The sequence below is a fragment of the Streptomyces sp. NBC_00539 genome, assembly GCF_036346105.1.
GTDB lineage: Bacteria > Actinomycetota > Actinomycetes > Streptomycetales > Streptomycetaceae > Streptomyces.
This window is the reverse complement of sequence record NZ_CP107811.1, coordinates 5,966,256-5,986,421: the sequence shown is the minus strand read 5'-3', so window position 1 is coordinate 5,986,421 and position 20,166 is coordinate 5,966,256. Positions and strand designations below refer to the sequence as shown.

Sequence of the window (20,166 nt, the reverse complement as noted above, 5' to 3'; positions counted from 1 at the left end):
GCCGGACCCGACAACGGAGAACCCCTGATGACCAACCCCGCCGAGAGACTGGTCGATCTGCTCGATCTGGAGCAGATCGAGGTCAACATCTTCCGGGGCGCGAGCCCCCAGGAGTCCCTCCAGCGCGTGTTCGGCGGGCAGGTCGCCGGCCAGGCGCTGGTGGCGGCCGGCCGCACCACCGAGAGCGACCGTCCCGTCCACTCGCTGCACGCGTACTTCCTGCGCCCCGGCATCCCGGGGGTACCGATCGTGTACCAGGTGGAGCGGGTGCGCGACGGGCGTTCCTTCACCACGCGCCGCGTCACCGCGGTCCAGCAGGGCAAGACCATCTTCAACCTGACCGCTTCCTTCCATCACCCGGAGGAGGGCGGCATCGAGCACCAGCTGCCTCCTCGCCTCGACTTCCCGCACCCGGACACGCTGCCGAAGGTGGTCGACGAGATCCGCGAGCACCTGGGCGCGCTGCCCGAGGCGCTGGAACGGATGGCCCGCCGTCAGCCCTTCGACATCCGGTACGTGGACCGGCTCCGCTGGACCCCGCAGGAGCTCAAGGACGCAGATCCGCGCAGCGCCGTGTGGATGCGCGCCGTCGGCCCGCTGGGCGACGACCCTCTCGTCCACACCTGCGCCCTCACCTACGCCAGTGACATGACCCTCCTCGACGCCGTGCGCATCCCCGTGGAACCCCTGTGGGGCATGCGCGGTTTCGACATGGCCTCCCTCGACCACGCCATGTGGTTCCACCGGCCGTTCCGGGCGGACGAGTGGTTCCTGTACGACCAGGAGTCGCCCATCTCGCACGGCGGCCGGGGCCTGGCCCGCGGTCGCATCTACGACCTGGAGGGCAAGCTGCTGGTCTCGGTGGTCCAAGAAGGCCTCTTCCGCCCGTACCCGTCCTCTCCGTCATCCCCGAAGAACTGAGCCCCATCATGTCCACGCCGGCCCTCCCCTGTCCCTGCGGGCTGCCCGCCGCCTATCCGCAGTGCTGCGGCCGCTTCCACTCCGGTGAGCGGCAGGCCCCCACCGCCGAACTGCTCATGCGCTCCCGGTTCAGCGCGTTCGCCGTCGGCGACACCGCCTACCTGCTGCGCTCCTGGCACTCCTCGACCCGCCCGGCCGGGCTCGAACTGCACCCCGGCCAGCGCTGGGAGCGGCTGGAGGTCCTCGCCACCGAGCGCGGCGGGATGTTCGAGACGGAGGGATCGGTGGAGTTCCGGGCGCACTACCGCGAGGGCCGGCACACCGGGTCCCTGCACGAACGCAGCGCCTTCTCCCGGGAGGAAGGGGCCTGGGTCTACGTCGGCCCCCTCTCCCCCGTCGACTTCGACTGACCACGCGCCCCGGTCAAGGCGAACTCCAGGCTGGTGCGGTACCAGTGGACCTCATCCGGCTCCTGCGCCCGTAGCAGCGGCAGCGCCACGGCCGCGGCCGCCGGCAGCTGCGGATGCCCGTACGGCGGGGGCGGTGCGAGGGCCGCCAGGACGATCCGCTCCGCCGGATCGGGCACCACCGCCCGTACCTCTTCCTCCGGGAGGACGGAGGCCAGTACGGCCGCCCGCTCCCAGGGGTCGACGGTTCGTCTCAACAGCAGCCCCACGTGCCGCCCGCGCCACGCCCGCGGCCGCAGGTCCGTCCTGGCCGCGATCAGCTCGCGGTCCCCAGGGGACGCGATGCCCCTCAGCATCCCGGCCTCCCGGACGGCGAACTCCCTCAGTTCTGCCGCCAGATAGAGCCACACCACGGCCCGGTACCGGTTGATCCGGTAACCGACCGGGACGAGGTGCCCGCAACGCGCGAGCCGGGTCAACCGGCTCGGCCCGACCCCCAGCACCTCGGCCGCGGCGTCCGCACCCGCCACGGTCTCGACCCGCGCGCGCAGCGCCTGCGGAAATCCCTCGCCCGCGCGGACACGCTCCAGCTCGCCCGGGGTGAAGCGGGCTGCCCCGCTCGGCGCCCGTGGTCCCGCGCGCACCAGCCCCAGCTGGACGGCCCGGGCGAACTCGCCCCGTTTGAGCCCCAGTTCCCGGGCCGCCCGGACGGCGCCGAGCAGCTGGTCCTGCGACGCGTCCGCCGGTACCTCCGCCCCTGCCTGCGCGCGCACCTCGGGCATCATCCGCCCGGGTTCGTCCAGTACGGCGCAGCCCTGCACATCACTCTTCATCACGGTCCTCCCCCACGAGTGGCGATCACTCTGTGTGAAGACCGTAACCGAGAGCGACGGAAGGGCGCAGGGCCTGTGGATAACTCCGGACCCGGCAGTCGGCCGTGCCTCTCAGGGGCGTCCCGGGCGAGCCCTCAGCCTCCCGTGATCCGCCGCTCGGTGACGCCCAAGTGCTCGCCGACCCGGTTCACCATCAGCGTCATCTCGTACGCGACCTGCACGATGTCCGCCTCGGCGGCGCTCAGCGCGCACAAGCAACTGCCCGCGCCCGCGGCCACGACGAACAGGAACCCCTCGTCGTACTCGACCATCGTCTGCCGGACGTCACCCGCGCGGAAGTGCCGCCCCGACCCCTTCGCCAGGCTCTGCAGTCCGGCCGCGACCGCCGCCAGGTGCTCGGCGTCCTCCCGCGCCAGCCCGGCACTCGCTCCTGTGACCAGCCCGTCGTTGGACAGCACCACCGCGTGCCGCACTTGCGGCACCCTGCGCGTCAGGTCGTCGAGCAGCCAGTCGAGCTGCTTGTCCAATGCCATGTAGAGCCCCTCCCCGTCGGCGCGGCCCACGTGGCCGCGCCCCACTCTGCTCGGTCGTCCGCAAGCCTTCCCCACCAGCTGCTTCCCGGCAAGGAGGACGGACCCCCGGCGCAGAAGATGACTCAAGAGGAATGGCGGGCTTCGTCCCGGCGCCGCCCGCACGGGGGCTGCCGGACACTTCCGGCCGACGGCGCAAGCCCGCGCACCGCCGCGGACCGGTCGACACAGCCGCCCTTCAGTGCGGCCCCGTCGGCGGACCGACGGAGTCGAGCAGTCGGGCGGTGTGCACACGCCCGGCGTACTCCACCAGCCTGACCAGCACTTCCTTCCCCGAGTCCTTGTCCCGTGCGTCGCACAGCACCACCGGCGTCCCCTGCTCCAGGTCCAGGGCCCGCGCCACCTCGTTCGCCCCGTACCGCCGGGCTTCGGTGAAACAGTTGACGGCCACCAGGAAGGGGATCCGGCGGTGCTCGAAGTAGTCGACGGCCGGAAAGCAGTCCTCCAGCCGCCGGGTGTCCGCGAGCACCACCGCGCCCAGTGCGCCCTGCGACAACTCGTCCCAGAGGAACCAGAACCGGTCCTGACCCGGCGTCCCGAACAGGTACAGCGACAACCCGTCCCTGATGGTGATCCGCCCGAAGTCCATGGCCACCGTCGTGGTCGTCTTGCGGCCGACGCCTCCCGTGTCGTCGACGAGCTCCCCCGCCCGGCTGAGCAGTTCCTCGGTCCGCAGCGGCCTGATCTCGCTGACCGACCCGACCAGGGTGGTCTTGCCCGCCCCGAAACCACCCGCCACGAGGATCTTCAGCGCCAGCGGAGCCGACTCCGCGTCCGCTCCGTCGTCCAGGGCCGGTCCGTCGTCCTGCAGTCCCATCACAGTGCTCGCAATCCTTCGATGACTTCCCGCAGAATCCGCTCGTCGGGGAGCCGGGCGGGCGGTACCGGGCGGCTGACCGACACGTGGCCGCCCTCCAACAGGTCTCCCAACAGGACCCGCACGACGCCCACCGGCAGGTCGGCGTCGGCCGCCAGTTCCGCCACCGACTGCGTCTGCGCCCGGCAGAGCCCGAGCAGTGCACGGTGCTCGGGGCCCAGCAGCGCCTCGTCCCCCGCGGCCGCGGTCGCCCCGTCCACCACGACCAGGGCGATCAGGTCGAACCTGACCCCGTGCGGGCCCGGCTTGGTGCGCCCTCCCGTCATGGCGTAGGGACGCACGAGCGGGCCCGCCTCCGCGTCGTACCAGTGGCCTTCCATCCGTGCGCCCGCCGCCCTCAACCCGCGGCCGGGGGCCGCGCCGTGAACCTCGGCGGGGTGTGGAGGTGTTCACCGACGCGCTTGACCAGCCGGGCCATCTCGTAGGCGATCAGCCCGATGTCGGCGTTCGCTGCGCTGAGGACGGCCATGCAGGAGCCTTCCCCGGCAGCCGCGACGAACAGGAACCCGTCCTCCATCTCCACCATCGTCTGGCGCACGCCTCCGGCGTGGAAGTGCCGCCCCGCGCCCTTGGCGAGACTCTGGAAGCCCGACGCGACGGCGGCCAGGTGCTCGGCGTCCTCGCGGCTCAGTCGGCTGGAGGAACCGACGGCGAGGCCGTCGTCGGACAGGACCACGACGTGACGGACCTCCCGGACCCGCACCACCAGGTCGTCCAGCAGCCAGTCCAGTTCGCCGCCGGATCCGTGTACCGCGCCCAGGCCGGGTCTGCGCTGCTCGGACATCAGGATTCTCCTTCGCTGTCGTGGTGAGGGGACTTCTCCCGGGCGCCGCGCGCCCAGCCGGCCCGGTACGCCGCCATCCGGTCCCGCGCCTGCTCCGGGCTGAGGCCCGGCGGCTCACCGGTCCGGGGCGCCCCGGCGGCCTCCGCCGGGGCGGGGACCTCGCGCAGCTGCGGGACCAGGCTGGCCTGGCGGACCCTGCGCGGCAGTTCGGTCACCGCCGCGGGTGGGGGCGACGCGGCCGCCGGGGCCTTCCTGCTGGTGTCACCGCCACCGGGGCCGCGCGGCCGGAGCGACGCCACCGGGGCGGGACGCCGGGGCTCCGGCTCTTCGGGAGGCGCCGGAGCCGGACGCCGGAGCTCCGGTTCCTCGGCCGGCTGCGGAGGGACAGCGGTGCTCACGCCCTGGATCACGGAGTTGGGCAACAGGACCACCGCGGTGGTCCCCCCGTAGGGGGACGTGCGCAGCTGCACCCGGATCCCGTGCCGGGCCGCGAGCCGGCTGACGACGAACAGCCCGAGACGGTCGCTGTCGAAGAGGTCGAGTGCCTCGGACTGCTCGATGCGGCGGTTCGCCTCGTCGAGTGCGGCACTGCCCATGCCGAGCCCACGGTCCTCCACTTCGACGACGTATCCGGCCCCCACCGGCTCACCGGTGACCCGGACCTTGGTGTGCGGCGGTGAGAACTGCGCCGCGTTTTCGATCAGTTCGGCGAGCAGGTGGGTGAGGTCGGCCACGGCGCCGCCCACGATGGCGGCCTCGGCGAGCCGGCGGACCTCTACGCGCGGGTAGTCCTCGATCTCGGAGACGGCGGCGCGGACGACGTTGGTCAGTGGTACCGGCACCCGCCACGCCCGGCCGGGGGCGGCGCCGGAAAGGATGATCAGGCTCTCGGCGTGCCGGCGCATCCGGGTGGTGAGGTGGTCGAGCCGGAAGAGGTCTCCGAGCTCGCTCGGGTCTTCGGCGCGCCGTTCCATCGAGTCGAGCAGGGTGAGCTGCTTGTGCACCAGGACCTGGCTGCGCCGGGCGAGGTTGACGAAGACGCCGCTGACGCCGTCGGCGAGTTCGGCGCGCTCGACGGCGGCGCTCAGGGCGGCCCGGTGGACGGTGGACAGCGCCTCGCCGACCTGGGCGATCTCGTCGTCCGCGGCCGGCCCGGGCGTGGTCTCGGCGTCGATGTCGATCTCCTGTCCGGACCGCAGCCGCTCCATGGCGTGCGGGAGCTTGCGGTGCGCGATCTCCAGTGCGGTGTTGCGCAGCGAGACCAGCTCTACGACGAGGGCGCGTCCGATGCGCACGGAGATGACGAGGGAGGCGGCGACGGCGGCCAGGCCCAGGAGCACGGCGGCACCCGACGCACCGAACGCACCCTCGGCGAACGCGCCCGAGCGGCCTGCGGCTCCTGTGCGGCCGGTGGCTCCCGCGTGGGCGGCGTCCGCGATCTCCCGCAGGGAGGCGCCGACTTCGGCGTACGCGGAGTCCCATCCGGCGGGCACCCCGTGGGCCTCCTTCGCCGCACTCCCGTTCCCCGGGGCGGCAGTCCCCAGCGCCCGTTCCTCGGCGCCGGTGAGCGCGGCGTACGGGGCGCTCCCGGTCACCGCCTCCCAGGCACGCCGCCCGGCGTCGGGCAGGTCACGCGCGGCCGAGTCGGTCACCGCCCTCCGGGTCTCGATGACACCGGTCAGGCGGCGCAGCGCCTGCCCACCGGACGCACCGGACGCACCGGACGCACCGGGCAGGGCGAGCAGCGCGTCTTCGCGGGACAGCAGTTCCCCGGCCCGGCCGAACTCCAGCAGCACCCTGTCCCCGGCCCCGAGCTCGGGCTCCCGGCCGCCGGAGAGGGACCCGGCTGCGGCGAGAGCGGCGTCGGCCACCCGGGTGTAGGTCTCGTAGGCGGTGTCGGCGCCGGTGGCCCGGCCGGCGACTTGCCCGCGGAACGGGCCGAGCTGCTCGGCCGCGGCCACGAAGGCACCGAGCCGGGCGACCACCTCCCTCGGGTGGTCACCGGAGTCGGCCACCGTGTTCCGGTCGCCGAGCCGCAGGCGCCGTACGGCCGCGTCGGTGCGCCGGGCCTGCTGCTCCAGGGCGGCGCCCTGCTCGGCCGCGGGGTCCGCCAGGAAGCGGACGGCTGCGCGCCGCTCGGCCTGGAGTTCGGTGAGGGCGGCCGTCAGGGGGGTGCGTATCTGTGCGTCGATCCGCTGGACGCGGCCGAGGCGGGCGATGTCCTGGGCGGTGCTCACCGTGGCGAAGCCCCACAGCCCGAGCAGCGAGACGACCGGGACCATCAGCAGGGAGACGACCTTGGCGCGCACGGTGCCGGGGCGCAGGCGGATCCGGGGCCGCTTGTCCGGGGCCGAGGACCCCGGGGCGTCGCTGCGCGCCCCGTCCGGCGGCTCGTCGGCAGGTGGCCCGGCGTGCGCCCGGCGGCCGCGCGCCGGGGGCGCTGCTTGCGGTCTCCTGCGGGGTGTGCGCATGGGACTCCTCGTTCCGGGGCTGTACGCGGGGTGCGGGCGGGCGATGTGTGCGGGCGGCGCCCGGCAGTGGGGGCAGGGCCGTTCAGCGGGCTCCCACGGCGCCCTCCCCGAGGCTGCGCGCCGACGCCGAGGCGGCCCGTTCACCGGCGGTCGGGGACAGGGCCACGAACGCGCAGGTGAGGAAGAGGTAGGAGCCGAGCCCGACCGCGAGGGGGAAGACGAACTGCATGGCGGTCGCACCGGGCAGGGCGGCGTCGGAGGGGGTGACGCGGACGGCGACGGCCAGCATCCCGGTGTAGTGCATGCTGCTGACGGCGGCGCCCATGACGAGCGAGGCGAGGGCGACGGCCTGCGGCGACCTGGTGTGGAGAGCGGCCCACAGGGCGACGGTCGCGGCGAGGACGGCGATGGCGATCGAGAGCGCGACGGCGAGCGGCCGGTAGGAGACCGTGCCGTGCAGGCGCAGGGCGGCCATCCCGAGGTAGTGCATGCTGGCGACACCCAGGCCGGTGGTGAGACCGCCGAGGAGCAGGGCGCGGCCGCGGCCCTGGCCGTAGCCGACGGTGAAGACGCCCGCGCCTACGACGAGCACGGCGACGAGGAGGCTGAGGACGGTCAGCGGGACGTCGTAGTGGATGTCGGTCCCCGTCACCTCGAATCCGAGCATGGCGACGAAGTGCATCGTCCAGATGCCGGCTGCGATGGCGGAGGCGGCGGTGAGGAGCCAGTTGCGGCGGGTGGATCCGGTCGCGGCGAGGGCGCGGACGGTGCAGCGCAGCCCGAGGGCGGCGCCGATGCAGGCCATCACATATGACAGCGCGGGTGTCAGCCAGCCATAGGCGGCGTGGTGCAGGTGTCCCATGGCCCACGGACGCTAGTGCGGGTGAGGGCGCGAACAAGGGGCGCATTTCGAAAGCCGCTGCAACTGCTGGAATATGACAGAGCTGGGTTCGTCTTCGATCAGGCCGCGTGTCACCTTGTCCACGGGACCAGCACGTGGGGCGGGTGCGTGGGACGGGTGCGGGCGGGCGGGACCCGTGCGGCGCCGGCGTTGGGAGATCATGGCCTCATGAGCGAAGACCACACGCATGTCCGGGAGTTCTTCGGGGCGCGCGCCGCGGACTGGGACCGCAAGTTTCCGGGTGACGGCCCCGCCTTCGCGCGCGCCGTGGCCCAGTCCGGTCTGCGACCGGGAGACAGGGTGCTCGACGCGGGCTGCGGCACCGGGCGCGCCCTGCCGGTACTGCGCGCGGCCGTCGGGCCCTCGGGGACGGTGATCGGCGCGGATCTCACCCCGCAGATGCTCACCGCCGCGCGGGACGCCGGCCGGGGCGGAGCGGCGGCGCTGCTGCTCACGGACGTGGCGCGGCTGCCGCTTCGTGACGGGGTGCTGGACGCGGTGTTCGCGGCCGGCCTGATCGCGCACCTGCCCGATCCGGAGTCGAACCTGATCGAGCTCGCCCGTGTGGTCCGCCCGGCCGGGCGCCTCGTGCTGTTCCACCCGATCGGGCGGGCGGCCCTGGCCGCGCGCCAGGGCCGCGAGCTCAGCCCGGACGATCTGAGGGCCGCCCACAATTTGGGCCCGCTGCTGTCGGCGGCGGGCTGGGAGATGATCTCGTACGCGGACGAGGACGACCGTTTCCTGGCCCTGGCCGCCCGCCGCCCCTGACCCCGCGCCCGCCACCGGCCCGGCCGGACCTCAACTCCTCACGCCCCCGCCCGGCTTGAAAATCGAGTCCCGCGGGCTCTCGACGGGCGAGTTACCCACTGGTTAAGGTGCGCCGACGAGCGAGCGACCGGATCGGGAGGAGGCCACGTGTCACAAGCGGAGGATGACGGGGGTTCGCTGTACGTGCTGACCGCGGTGCTGGTGACCCCCACCCGGTTCCCGGCCGTCCTCGGCGACGACTACCCCGAGGCGTGCGCGCTCCTGGGCGTGAAGCCGGCCTTGGACGGGTACGGGCTGGTGCTCGGGCAGGACGAGGAAGGCGCGCGCTGGACGGTCGTCGTGGACGACGTCGCGCTGGTGGCCACCGCGATCGCCTCATGGGACTGCGGCATGGAGTACGACCTGTCCCCGGACGAGCGGACCATCGTGGTCTCCCTGGCGGGCTGGCCGCTGGAGCTGACCGTCTCCGCCTCCGGGCTCCCCGAGCCGCACGATCCCGAGCAGGGCGCGGACGGTACGGGTCGCGTGCCGCTGGCCCCGCCCTCCGCGGAGGTCTGGGGACCCGTGCAGCGCAGGCTCGGCGCGGACCAGATCGCCCGGGACTGGGCCGACTGGCGCGAGCGGGTGGCCCCGGACGGCGGGGCGGCTGCCGTGGCGCACCCGGGGCTGGCGCGGGCGCTGGCGGAAGCCGCGGGCTACGCGGAGCAGGCGCCGCCGCCGGGCCGGGTGCGTTCCTCCTTCGCGGAGGAGGACGCGCGGACGCTCCGGGCTGACGGCCCCGGGTGGTCACTGGTGGCGCGCACCGGTGAGACGGCGTTCGTCCTGCTCGACGAGGCGCCGGGCGAGGTGCTTCCGGTCCCGGGGGACGGCCATCCGGACCACCCGGAGCTGCCGAAGCTGCCCGATTTGCTGGCGGCCCTGACCCGTATCGCCGTGCGACCTGTCTGAGGCCCCCGCGGGCTCCGCCCCCGCGCCCGCTGCGTCAGACGCGTTCGAGCGGTACGTGCGGGGCCGGCGGCAGGGTGACGGTGATGGGGTCGCCCGGGCGGATGGTGCCGCCGTGCCGGACCACGCCCATGACGCCGGCCTTGAGCACCCGGCGGCCTTCCTCGTCCCTGCCTACGACCTGCTTGAGCAGCCCCTTGCGGAAATTGTCGATCTGCAGGCACGGGTTGCGCAGGCCGGTCACCTCCACCACCGCCTCCTCACCGAGGCGCAGCAGCGTCCCGACGGGCAGGGCGAGGAGGTCCACGCCCTCCGTGGTGACGTTCTCCCCCAGCTGGCCCGGTCCGACGGTGAAGCCGGCTCCGGCGACCTCGTCGAAGAGCTCGCGGTGGATCAGGTGGACCTGCCGCAGGTTCGGCTGGGTCGGGTCCTGGGCCACGCGTGAGCGGTGTTTGACGGTGACCCCGGCGTGGACGTCTCCCTCGACGCCGAGCCCGGCGAGCAGCGTGATGCTCTCCCGCCGGGGCTTGGTGAAGGAGTAGACGCCGTTGCTGCTGACCGCCGTCACCTGTGCGCTGCCCATGTACAACCCCCTGGCCGCCGTCAGCGGCCGATCTGCTTCCTGGATATGCCGCGGAGCCGACGCCGCTGGGAGGAGTCCAGCATGAAGTACGCCGCTGTGGGCACCCCGATCAGAACCAGGAGCCCGGCCCAGAATCCGACCGTCGCGAACAGCACGATGGCTGCCACCACGCCGGCAACCGCGACCTTTCCGCCTGTGGACATCTGCGGACACCTCCTTCTGCCTCGGCCACTGCCCCTTCAACGCGTGACCCCCGCCATACGTTCCCGCCCCTCAGGGGGCGGGAACGCGTACCAGTCCGGTGACGTGGTCGGTGATCATGTCCAGGATCTCGGAGGCGGCCCCTTCGTCCCCGAGGACGAGGAAACGCAGGGTCAGGCCGTCCGTCATGGCGGCGAGGTACCGGGCGAGGACCTCGGTAGGGGCGGCGAGTTCGAAGGCCATGGCCGTGCGGAGCCGGTCGATGAGGTCACCGTAGGTGTCGGAGTACAGCTGGTGCTGCCGTCGCGCGAGGTGGGCGAAGCCGGGCTGGCGCAGGGCGTACTGGGTGAGTTCGTAGGTGAGCATGTGCTCGCCCGGGTGGGCCACCACGTGGTCCCAGTAGGCCTGGAAACCGGCCCGGATCGTCTCGTGGAGGGTGGCCCGGGGGCGGAGCGCCTCCCGGACCACCCGGATGCAGTGTTCGGTGATCGTCTCGATGACGGATTCCAGCAGCGCCTGCTTCGAGTCGAAGCAGTAGTGGAAGACGCTCAGCGACAGCCCGGCCTCGGCGGCGATGGACCGGGTGGTCGTCCGGGCGACGCCGTCGCGGGTCATCGCCCGGATCGCCGCCTCGGTCAGCTGGCGCCGCCGGTCGGCCAGGGGCATGCGTCCCATGCGTGTTCCTTTCGTCCGCGTCGTACGCGTTCGCCGCCGGGACGCATGCCGCGCGTGGTCAGCTGCTGTAGACGCCGACCTCGTTCAGGGAGTAGCCCCACTGCGTGCCGCGCCCCTGCCCGTGGATGCGGACGTAGCGGGCCGGGACGCCGGCGAACAGGGCGGTGTCCAGGCCGCCGTCACCGGTGGTGGTGGACCAGACCGTCTGCCAGTCGGTGCCGTCGGCGGAGGTCTCGATGCGGTAGGCCCTGCCGTACGCGCGTTCCCAGTCCAGGGTGACGCGCTTGACCAGCTTGGAGGAGCCGAGGTCGACGCTGAGCCACTGGTCGTCGCTCCAGCCGCTGGCCCAGCGGGTTCCCCGGTCGCCGTCGACGGCCCGGCCGGGCGCGTAGCTGGTGAACGGGTTCCACTCCGAGGCACTGGCCGTCGCCGCCGCACCCGCGGCGAGGTTGGCCCCGGCCTGGTGGTGTTCGGACGCGCCCCACGTGCGGAGATACGATTCGGCGCCGCGGAAGAGGTCGTCCACGATGCCCTGTCCCCCGACGATCCGGATGTCCTCGATCCAGTCCGGGACCAGGCCGTAGTGCGCGGCTCCGTCGGTGTTGAGGTCCCAGGTGCGCTGTCCGGCGGTCTGCCGGTCGATGACGGAACCGCCGTCGGTGCTGCGGAACGGGTAGGTGACGGGGTTCGGGGTGTTGGCGCCGCGCGGGCCGGGCCAGCCGCCGACGCCGTTCATGTCGGTGCCGTAGCCGTAGCCGACGCCGTACTTCTCGCGCAGGGCCTGCGTACGCTTGGCCTCCGCGGTGAAACCCTCGGAGCCGTTCATGTACTGGGCGGCGAAACCTCCGAGCTTGTAGAGCCGCTCGGTCCAGCCGAGGTCCATCCAGCTGTGCGAGGAGATCACGCCCGGGTAGGACTCGGTCTCCAGGATGTCGAAGGCCTGCCCGGCGGCCTTGACGCTCATGTGGTCGACTTCGAGCATCATCTTGCGTTTCATCATGCCGCGCACCGCGTACTCGCCGAGTGCCGTCAGGCCCCTGGTGTTGCACTGGGCGTCGGCCGCGTACGACGGAACGCTGACGCCCGGCGGCAGTTCCTTCTGCGCCTGCGGCGCCGGGGCCAGGCCGATGGGGTTGTCGTGCTGCGGGCCGGCGCACTTCTCGGTCTGCCAGAAGGTGCCCGTCGACAGGAACTGTCCGACGTTGATGGCCGTGCCCAGGGCGCCTCCGTCGAAGCGGACGCCGCAGAGGGCGTTGTCGAACTTGTGGCAGAGGAACATGCTGCGGACGCCGAGGCGGTAGAGCTCGTCCAGGCCCCGGTCGACGTCCGCCTTGCTGCACTGGGCGACGTCGAGGATCTGCTTGCAGCCGAACGGCTCGGAGGTCTCGACGCCGAGGACGACGGCGAGCTTGCCCTGTTTGACGACGTCACGGGCCTGGGCGGAGTCGGTGACGATGCGGAACCAGCCCTTTCCGGGGCCGCCGTACATCTTGTCGATGAAGGCCTGCATGTCGTACGTCTTCTGCGCTTCGAGGCGGATGGCGTCCATCTCGTTGCAGCCGCGGTCCTTGAAGAAGTAGACCGAGCAGATGACCCCGTTGGTGACGAGGTCGTTGACGAGCACCCGCTGGCCGCCGCGCCAGGCGCGTTCGATCCAGGCGTAGTAGTTCTGCTGGTGGGTCAGGGAGTCGTGGGCGGGCCAGTCCTTGAAAGTGGGCCAGCCGGTGGGGTCGTGCTTGCCGTCGCCGCCCTTGGTGATGAAGTCGAAGACGGCGAGCGAGCCGTCGGGGTAGTGCTCGGGGCAGTCCTTGAGGGCGTCGGCGACACCGAGGTCGGAGAAGGCCTTGCCGCAGATGAGGCGGCCGCCGAAGCCCTCGTTCGCCATGATGTGGTCGTGGGCGTCGACGAAGCCGCGTACGTTGCCTTGCGCGTCGGTGCCCTTGAAGGGCTCGCCGGTGACGTTGACGGCGGAGTCCGGCGCCGGCCGGGCTACGGGGTCCCACCAGCCGGGGTCGGCCGCGGCGGCCCCTTGGGTGGGGCCGAGGACCATGGCGAGCATGGCCAGGAGCAGGGACAGGACCGCGATCGGCCTGCCTCCGCTGTGCGGCTGTCGGGTCACGGTGATCACCATGTCTCCGGTCGGCGGACGGCGGGTGGATTGTCATGTCCCGCGCAAGGTCAACCGAGAATCCCGACTGCCGCCACAAGAGTCAATAGTCCGGGACGATTGACCTGACGGCCCGTCGGTTCCAGGTGTGCCGACGCCCTGCCCGGCCGAGCCGGAGCCCCGCCGGGCAGGGCCTCGGCTCCTGCCCGGCCGGGGCGGCCTTCGCAGCCGGATGTGACGGAAGTCTGACGACGCGCCGTTTCCCCTGGTGGCCGGCGCCGGGCGATGGTCGAATCGGTGCGTGAGCACAGAGCAGACCGGCCCGACACCGCCACTCGCGGACCCCGACCCCGACGAGACCGGCACGCCCCTGGGCCGACGACTGGTCCTCGGCATGGTCGGGCTCGGCGCCGCCGGGCTGCTGGGTGCGCCCGTTCTGCAGCGCGCCCTGGAATCCGCACTCGGCGCGGCGGCCGACAAGGATCCGACGGGCCTCACGGGGCTGCTGCCGAACGGCGGCGGGTTCCGGTACTACTCGGTCGCCTCCTCGGTGCCCGAACGCGGTCCCGCCGACTACCGGCTGACCGTCGACGGCCTGGTCGAGCGCCCGGCCACGTACGATCTCGACGCGCTGCGGCGGCTCCCGCAGACCCGTGTGGTGCGGGACGTCCAGTGCGTCACCGGCTGGCGCGTACCGGGTACCGCCTTCGAGGGCGTCCCGGTGTCACGGCTGCTCGACGCCGCAGGCGTACGGCCGCAGGCGCGCGCCATCCGGTTCAGCTGCTTCGACGGCGCCTACACCGAGAGCCTCACCCTCCCCCAGGCGCGCCGGGACGACGTGATGGTGGCCTTGCGGATGCAGGACGAGCCGCTGGGCCACGCCCACGGCGGGCCGGCACGGCTGTACGTGGCCCCGATGTACTTCTACAAGTCCGCGAAGTGGCTCTCGGGCATCACCGTCACCGACGAGGTGGAACCCGGCTACTGGGAGCGGCTCGGCTATGACGTCGACGCGTGGGTCGGCCGATCGAACGGACGCGATGATGCCCCTACTGTCTGAAACGCCCGTGCGGGTACGCCGGTTCGGCAGGGCCCAGCGGTGGGTCCACCGCGCCACGGCCGTCCTGATGGGCGTGTGCGTGGCCTCCGCGGGGTGCCTCTACCTGCCGCAGCTCGCGGAGCTGGTGGGGCGCCGCCGTCTGGTCGTCACCGTTCACGAGTGGTCGGGGCTGCTGCTGTTGGTCCCGGTCCTGTTCGGCCTGGCGTCCCGTGCCCTGCGCGCCGACCTCGGCCGCCTGGGGCGGTTCGGTCCGCACGACGGGGTGTGGCTGCGCAGCGCCCTGCGGCGGAGTGGCGAGCGGCCGGCCGGGAAGTTCAACGCCGGGCAGAAGGTGTACGCGGGCTGGCTGGCCGGGGCGGTGCTGGTGATGCTGGGCACCGGGCTGCTGATGTGGCTGACCGGGCTCGCCCCGCTGGTCCTGCGGACCGGTGCCACCTTCGTGCACGACTGGCTGGCCCTGACGCTGGGCATCGTCGTCGCCGGGCACATCGGCATGGCCCTGCGCGATCCGGAAGCCCGGCGCGGCCTGCGCACGGGTTCCGTCGACCGGCGTTGGGCGGAGCGCGAACACCCGCTCTGGCGGCACGGCGGGTGACGGGCGGCACGCCACGGACACGGGGCAGCCCACCGCCCGCCACCCGCCCCCCGCCCCCCGCCCCCCGCCCCCCGCCCCCCGCCGGACCGTCCTACCCGCCGCCCGGCGCCCGCCGCCCGGCCCGTCAGCCTCCGTCGCGGACCGCGACGATCCCGTTGAACACGCCGACGTAGGCCGTACCGTCGGGACCGAGCGTGATCGGCGCCCAGTTGTTGTCGTACAGGGGTCCGGTGCCGGTCAGCTGACGCCAGCGGCGCTCACCGGTGCGGAAGTCCACCGCCGTGAGGTACCAGGCGTCGATGCCCCAGACGTTGGGCTCCTTCTCGTAGAAGTACAGCAGCCCGTTGCCGGTGGACAGTTTGGGTACGACGGAGGGAGAGCGGACGGCGCTCTGCCAGACCGTGTCGCAGCCGCTCCCGTCGGGGCGGACGTCGATGCGGCTGACTCCCCCGACGACCGACTTGCCCAGCAGCAGGCTGGTGGGGTTCTCGTAGCCGTAGTTGTTCTCGACGATGATGCTGTTGCCCCAGGTGATCAGGGAGTTGTCGGTGGTGGAGGCGCCGGAGCCGAACACCGGGACCTTGCAGACCAGCCGCCGGTCCGCCGGGACGTCCACCCCCCGCCGGTAGACCAGTACGTTCATCCGGTCCGCGGCGTTGTCGGTGATGGCGACGTAGCCGTCACCGAAGAGGTCCGGGGTGGTGCCGGAACCCTGGTTGACGGAGCCGGGTTTGGTTCCCGTCCCGCGGTCGTACGTCTGGCGCCACTGGACTTCGGGGGTGCCGTCGGCGGCGGCGCGGAAGCTGTACAGCGCGTGGTCCGTGACGATGGAGACGCCGTCCTCGGCGACGGAGAAGGAGTTCTGGATCTCCTCCCCCTGGAGCCGGATCGAGCGGATCTGCGAGGTGGCCGGGTCCACCGTGCCCACGCGTCCCTGACGGGTGACCCACCAGATGCGGCCGTCCCAGTCGGGCATCACGGAGGTGACGGGATCGCAGGTGCCGCTGGGCCACAGGCTGGTCCAGCCGACGCAGTCGTGCGGGACCTGCCCGGTGAGGTCCCAGTCGGCGTCGACGGTGAACTTCCAGCTGCCGTCGGGGTTCTGGGAATGGGCGAGGCGCAGGATGTGCTGGCGGGAGTCGGCCAGCACGGCGCGGTCCTGGTCGTCCAGGTAGAAGTAGGCGCCGCCCGAGGTGTCCTTGAAGATCTTCGAGAAGTCGAGGGAGGTGATGGTCTCGACGGTGGAGGAACGCTGCGGGAGCTGGTGTTCGGCCAGGGGGGCGAGGGTGTGCGGATCGAGGAGTTCGACCTTGAAGCCGGAGAAGGTGCCGCAGACGGTGACCAGCCGGCCGGCCTTGTCGAAGGTGGTGGTGGCGCATTCGCCGCCCAGAGCGGCGATCTTCTCGCTGCTCACCTCCGGGTTCTTGCCGAGCGGCCCGGACCAGGGCGAGGTGGCACTGCCCGCGGCGTCGGAGTGCATGCCGCTGCGGCCGTTGGGCGCGAGGTAGGGGTGCTGCGGCGGGGCTTGGCCGGGCAGCGCGACGGCGGCGGCCGGGGCGCCGTCGTACTGGCTGACCAGGCGGTGGCCGGGGGTTTGGGGTATCTCCTCGGCCTGCGCCGGTGAGATCCCGTACATCGCCACGAAGACGGCGACGGCGGGGACCGCGGCGCAGTTCAGCGCTCTTCGGAACATCCGGACTTCCTCCGTTCCCATCGGTTGTGTTGACACCACGTCTGACATCGCGCCGCCGCCAGACGCTAGGTCGAACCGTGGGAGGAGTCCATGGAGGAGCCGGATGATTCACGAACGCGCAACAGTCGGTCGCCGGGCGCGATCCAGGGACCCTGGGGCCCCGGGATCCGGGGTTCCGGGGGTTTCAGGGGTTGAGGCCGGAGACCACGCTCGCCGTCGCGGCGAGCCCGCTGTGGATGGTCGCGGCGATGCTGCTGCTCGCGAGGTAGAAGCCGAGCAGGACGCAGACGAGTGCGTGGGAGAACTTGAGGCCCCCGCCGCGCAGGAAGATCCACGCGAGGACGAGGAGCAGGACGATCACGGAGAGGGAAATCACCATCGAAGCCTCCTTCGGGCGCCGCCATGGTGGCGCAGAGGAGGGGCCCTTCGGGCGAAACATGCGTCCGCCGTACGGGTGTTGACCCTGTGTGACCCACCTGAGGTGTACGGCGCCCGGGACTTGCCGGGCCGCGTCGGGCCGTGCCATATATGTCTAGACCTTTACGAGCAGGCGGCGGAGGGCGTTCCCCGTGCGAGATCCCGCGAGACACCCCCTGGGGCGGACCACCGCCGCGCTCGCCCTCTGCCTGGCCCTGAACGCCTGCTCGGGAGGCGGGGCACGGTCGCCGCGCACCCCGGTCGGCATCACCGCCCAGGCCGGCAGCGCGACTTCCGTCCACGTGATGTGGGAAGCCGCCTCGGGCGGGAGCGCCGTGACGGGTTACCAGCTGTTCCAGGCGGACCGGCTGGTCCGGGACCTGCCCGCCGACAAGACGATGGTGGACGTCACCGGACTGAGCCCGCTGACCGCCTACGCCTTCGCCGTCCGGGCCAAGGACGCGGCCGGGCACCGCTCCCCCCTCAGCGCGGCCGCCCGCGTCACCACGCCGGCCGCCCGGGCCGAGGACCACCGGGCGCCCACCGCCCCGGCCACCACCACCGGCCGTGCCGAAGGCCCCCGGACGGCCCGGCTGAACTGGGCGCCGGCGAGCGACGACACCGGCGTGACGGCCTACGACATCTACCAGGGCGGCGTCCGGATCCACACGGCCGGCCCCGGCGAGACCTCCGCCACCCTGACCGGCCTCCAGCCCGGCACCCGCTACGGCTTCACGGTCCGGGCCCGGGACGGCTCCGACAACTCCTCCCCGGACGGCCCCCTCGCCGAGGTGACCACGGCCGCCGACCCGGCCCGGGGGCCGGACACCGCGCCGTCCGGCTTCACCGCGGCGGCGTCCCCGGGCACCGTCACCCTTTCCTGGACTGCTCCCGACACCGGGCAGGAGACCACCGAGTACCAGCTCTACGTCAACGGACAGCCCGTCACCGTCATCCAGTTCGGGGCCGGTGCGGTTCCCCGTGGAACGGTGGTGCACCGGCTGACGGTGACCGAGCCGGCGGGTACGGTCTGGTCCCTGAAACTGCGGGCCAGACTGCCCGACGGCAACTGGGGCGCCTTCACCCCCGAGCGGCGGACCGTCCTCGCCGGCTGAGCGGTGAACTTGAGATCCGGTGGTGATTCCGACGCGAACGGCGTGGCCGTGAAAGAAGATCACGCACAATACATCCGTGTTCGGTGAGTACTCGGTCAACAACAATCAGGCACACTCCGCAGGTAGCGCCCCTGGGCCAGACCCTCGCGCCGTGCCGGGAAACCTGCCGCCGGAACCGGCCGGGTTCATCGGACGGGAGCGCGAACTGGGTGATATGTCGGCGTTGTTGGGCCTGCACCGACTGGTCACCCTCACGGGTGTCGGCGGCGTCGGCAAGTCCCGGCTGGCCCTCCGGGCCGCCGCGAGCGGACGGCCCCGGCGCGACGGGGTCTGGTGGGTCGAGCTGTCACCGCTGCGCGATCCCGGCCTGCTCACCACCACCGTGGCGCACGCCGTCGGACTCGCGGACCACTCCGCGCGCCCCCTGGACGAGGAACTGTGCGCGTGGATGGCCGACAAGGAACTGCTCCTGGTCCTCGACACCTGCGAGCACCTGATCCCCGCATGCCGCCACCTCGTCGGTGAACTGCTGCAGTCCGCGCCCGGTCTGACGGTGCTCGTCACCTCCCGCGAACCGCTCGGCAGCCCTCGCGAGGTGGTCTTCGAGGTCCGCCCCCTGCCCTGCGAGGAACCGGACAGCGACGCCCTCGCCCTGTTCCGCGCCCGCGCCGAGGCCGCGATGCCCGAGACCGCCGAAGCGTTCCGGGACCCCGAACGGATGTTGCTGGCGGCCGAGGTGTGCCGCAGGCTGGACGGGATCCCGCTCGCCCTGGAACTGGCGGGCGCGCGGATGCGGTTGTGGACGCTGGAGCAGATGGTGCGGCGGCTGGACGCGCGGTTCGAGGTCCTTGCCGACACGCATGCGCTGCTGCCCCGCCACCAGACCCTGCGGACCGCGATCGGCTGGAGCCACGAGCTGTGCGCCCCGGTGGAACGGTTGCTGTGGGCCCGGCTCTCGGTGTTCACCGGGGACTTCGACGTGGCCGCCGCCCGGACGGTCTGCGCGGGCGGCCCGCTGCCCGCCGCCAGGGTGGAGCGGGTACTGGCCGCTCTGGTGGCCAAGTCCGTGGTCCGGCGGACCGAGGAGCGCGGCGCGGGAGCCCGGTACCGGATGCTGGACACGATCCGCGAGTACGGGCGCGACTGGCTGGCCGAACTCGGGGAGGTGCGCACGGTCGCGGACCGGCACGCCCACTGGTACGCGGCGCTGTCCCACGCGGCGGAGCGGGGCTGGCTGGGCCCGGGGCAGGTCGACTGGTACCGCAGGATGAGCGCGGAGCACGCGCAGGTGCGCACGGCCCTGGAGCACCTGCTGCGGACCGATCCGGCGGCGGCCCAGGAGATGGCCGGGGCGCTCTGGTTCTTCTGGTTCGCCTGCGGCCACGTCCACGAGGGCCGCGGTTTCCTGGAACGGGCGCTCGCCTGCGGCCCCCGCACCGGGCCGGCGTACACCCAGGCGGTGTGGACGCTCGGCCTGACGGCGCTGCTCCAGGGCGACATGGACGCGGCCGAGGAGCTGGGCCGGCGGTGCGCCCGCGAGGCGGCCCGGCTCGGCGACCCCGAACCGGAGCTGCGCGCCGCCTACTTGCGTGCCGTCTCGGTGATGATGCCGGGCGACCCGGTGGGGGCGCTCGCGCTGGCGGGACCCCGGGCGCGGGCCGCCCACGGCGGCCGGACGGACGGGACGGGCTGGCTGCTGTGCCGGCTGGCCTCCGGCTACGCGCTCTGCGACGAGCGGCGGTTCGAGGAGGCGGCCGAGGAGGCGCGGGGGCTGCGCGAGGCGTGTGCGGAGCTGGGTGAGCGCTGGCTGAGGGCCTACGCCGACTACATCCTGGCCGTCGCGGCGCTGGGCGTCGGCAACCACGGGGAGGCGGCCCGCCACGTACGGGCCATGCTGTCCGGCAAGCGGCTGCTGGGCGACCGCTTCGGCATCGCGCTCGGCCTGGACGTGCTCGCGGCGGCCGTGGCGGGGCTGGGCGACGGCGAACTCGCGGCGCGCCTGCTGGGGACCGGGCACGCCTGGTGGCGCACCGTGGGGCGCCCGCAGATGGGCTCCCCGTCCCTGACGGCCCTGCGGGACGAGGGCGAGCGGCAGGCCCGCGCGGCGATCGGCGACGCCGCGTTCGAGAGCGCCTTCCGGGGCGGCGCGGCGGCGGCCACCGCATGAGCGCGGGCCGCCGCGGTCCCCGTCTCCCGTAGCGTCAGGCAGGCCGCCGTCAGTAC

The 20,166-nt window shown here is 72.9% G+C and carries 21 protein-coding genes; 8 read left to right on the top strand and 13 right to left on the bottom strand.

All coding sequences use genetic code 11. From position 1 onward, the window contains the following. The first annotated feature begins 27 nt into the window (after nucleotides 1-27). Both OG861_RS27015 and OG861_RS27010 read left to right on the top strand, forming a co-directional pair. A complete protein-coding gene (locus tag OG861_RS27015) occupies nucleotides 28-921 on the top strand; it encodes an acyl-CoA thioesterase (protein WP_329193214.1) in 894 nt (297 codons plus the stop codon). Nucleotides 922-929: 8 nt separating this feature from the next. Continuing rightward, on the top strand, nucleotides 930-1,331 hold the full coding sequence (locus tag OG861_RS27010; protein WP_329193215.1) for a YchJ family protein: 402 nt from the start codon (nucleotides 930-932) through the stop codon (nucleotides 1,329-1,331). Here the strand turns inward: OG861_RS27010 and OG861_RS27005 are convergent. From OG861_RS27005 to OG861_RS26975, 7 genes are all read right to left on the bottom strand, one after another. Then, a complete protein-coding gene (locus OG861_RS27005; protein ID WP_329193217.1) occupies nucleotides 1,295-2,161 on the bottom strand; it encodes a DUF6397 family protein in 867 nt (288 codons plus the stop codon). The genes OG861_RS27010 and OG861_RS27005 overlap by 37 nt on opposite strands. A 134-nt stretch (nucleotides 2,162-2,295) precedes the next feature. Continuing rightward, a complete protein-coding gene (locus OG861_RS27000) occupies nucleotides 2,296-2,694 on the bottom strand; it encodes a roadblock/LC7 domain-containing protein (protein WP_190186925.1) in 399 nt (132 codons plus the stop codon). 235 nt (nucleotides 2,695-2,929) lie between these two features. After that, nucleotides 2,930-3,568, bottom strand: a complete 639-nt coding sequence (locus OG861_RS26995; protein WP_329193221.1) for a GTP-binding protein — start codon at nucleotides 3,566-3,568, stop codon at nucleotides 2,930-2,932. Beyond that, the gene (locus tag OG861_RS26990) at nucleotides 3,568-3,948 is read right to left on the bottom strand and encodes a DUF742 domain-containing protein (RefSeq protein ID WP_329193223.1); all 381 of its coding nucleotides are present in this window, start codon (nucleotides 3,946-3,948) and stop codon (nucleotides 3,568-3,570) included. The genes OG861_RS26995 and OG861_RS26990 overlap by 1 nt, the downstream gene beginning before the upstream one ends. 17 nt (nucleotides 3,949-3,965) lie before the next feature. Further along, entirely contained in the window at nucleotides 3,966-4,412 is a 447-nt protein-coding gene (locus OG861_RS26985) for a roadblock/LC7 domain-containing protein (protein ID WP_329193225.1), read from the bottom strand. Then, entirely contained in the window at nucleotides 4,412-6,883 is a 2,472-nt protein-coding gene (locus OG861_RS26980) for a sensor histidine kinase (RefSeq protein ID WP_330261880.1), read from the bottom strand. Before OG861_RS26980 ends, OG861_RS26985 begins: the two co-directional genes overlap by 1 nt. 82 nt (nucleotides 6,884-6,965) lie before the next feature. Beyond that, nucleotides 6,966-7,745, bottom strand: coding sequence for an MHYT domain-containing protein (locus OG861_RS26975; protein ID WP_329193229.1), 780 nt, complete (start codon nucleotides 7,743-7,745; stop codon nucleotides 6,966-6,968). A gap of 207 nt (nucleotides 7,746-7,952) precedes the next feature. Here OG861_RS26975 and OG861_RS26970 point away from each other — a divergent pair, with 207 nt between their 5' ends. Beyond that, entirely contained in the window at nucleotides 7,953-8,552 is a 600-nt protein-coding gene (locus OG861_RS26970) for a methyltransferase domain-containing protein (RefSeq protein WP_330261879.1), read from the top strand. Nucleotides 8,553-8,699: 147 nt separating this feature from the next. Next, nucleotides 8,700-9,500: a hypothetical protein gene (locus OG861_RS26965; protein WP_329193233.1), complete on the top strand. Its 801-nt coding sequence runs from the start codon at nucleotides 8,700-8,702 to the stop codon at nucleotides 9,498-9,500. Nucleotides 9,501-9,534: 34 nt separating this feature from the next. On the opposite strand, the gene OG861_RS26960 is transcribed toward OG861_RS26965, so the two are convergent. From OG861_RS26960 to OG861_RS26945, 4 genes are all read right to left on the bottom strand, one after another. Next, the gene (locus OG861_RS26960; RefSeq protein WP_329193235.1) at nucleotides 9,535-10,080 is read right to left on the bottom strand and encodes an MOSC domain-containing protein; all 546 of its coding nucleotides are present in this window, start codon (nucleotides 10,078-10,080) and stop codon (nucleotides 9,535-9,537) included. Between the two features lie 20 nt (nucleotides 10,081-10,100). Beyond that, entirely contained in the window at nucleotides 10,101-10,283 is a 183-nt protein-coding gene (locus OG861_RS26955) for a hypothetical protein (protein ID WP_329193237.1), read from the bottom strand. A gap of 70 nt (nucleotides 10,284-10,353) precedes the next feature. Beyond that, a complete protein-coding gene (locus OG861_RS26950; RefSeq protein WP_329193239.1) occupies nucleotides 10,354-10,956 on the bottom strand; it encodes a TetR/AcrR family transcriptional regulator in 603 nt (200 codons plus the stop codon). Nucleotides 10,957-11,014: 58 nt separating this feature from the next. Further along, nucleotides 11,015-13,006 (bottom strand): galactose-binding domain-containing protein, encoded by a 1,992-nt coding sequence (locus OG861_RS26945; protein WP_443056749.1) that lies wholly within the window; start codon nucleotides 13,004-13,006, stop codon nucleotides 11,015-11,017. Nucleotides 13,007-13,457: 451 nt separating this feature from the next. On the opposite strand from OG861_RS26945, the gene OG861_RS26940 reads away from it, so the two are divergent. Beyond that, a complete protein-coding gene (locus OG861_RS26940; protein ID WP_329202003.1) occupies nucleotides 13,458-14,123 on the top strand; it encodes a molybdopterin-dependent oxidoreductase in 666 nt (221 codons plus the stop codon). Continuing rightward, nucleotides 14,104-14,718 carry a cytochrome b/b6 domain-containing protein gene (locus tag OG861_RS26935; RefSeq protein ID WP_443056446.1) on the top strand — a complete coding sequence of 205 codons (615 nt, stop codon included), beginning with the start codon at nucleotides 14,104-14,106 and terminating at the stop codon, nucleotides 14,716-14,718. The genes OG861_RS26940 and OG861_RS26935 overlap by 20 nt, the downstream gene beginning before the upstream one ends. Nucleotides 14,719-14,842: 124 nt before the next feature. Here the strand turns inward: OG861_RS26935 and OG861_RS26930 are convergent, their stop codons facing one another. After that, nucleotides 14,843-16,411, bottom strand: coding sequence for a hypothetical protein (locus tag OG861_RS26930; RefSeq protein ID WP_443056447.1), 1,569 nt, complete (start codon nucleotides 16,409-16,411; stop codon nucleotides 14,843-14,845). Between the two features lie 184 nt (nucleotides 16,412-16,595). Further along, on the bottom strand, nucleotides 16,596-16,790 hold the full coding sequence (locus OG861_RS26925) for a hypothetical protein (protein WP_136211500.1): 195 nt from the start codon (nucleotides 16,788-16,790) through the stop codon (nucleotides 16,596-16,598). A 190-nt stretch (nucleotides 16,791-16,980) separates the two neighbouring features. Between OG861_RS26925 and OG861_RS26920 the strand changes: the two genes are divergently transcribed. Both OG861_RS26920 and OG861_RS26915 read left to right on the top strand, forming a co-directional pair. Beyond that, a complete protein-coding gene (locus OG861_RS26920) occupies nucleotides 16,981-17,943 on the top strand; it encodes a fibronectin type III domain-containing protein (RefSeq protein WP_329193246.1) in 963 nt (320 codons plus the stop codon). A 151-nt stretch (nucleotides 17,944-18,094) separates the two neighbouring features. Then, nucleotides 18,095-20,110: an ATP-binding protein gene (locus OG861_RS26915; RefSeq protein ID WP_329193248.1), complete on the top strand. Its 2,016-nt coding sequence runs from the start codon at nucleotides 18,095-18,097 to the stop codon at nucleotides 20,108-20,110. Nucleotides 20,111-20,166: the final 56 nt, after the last annotated feature.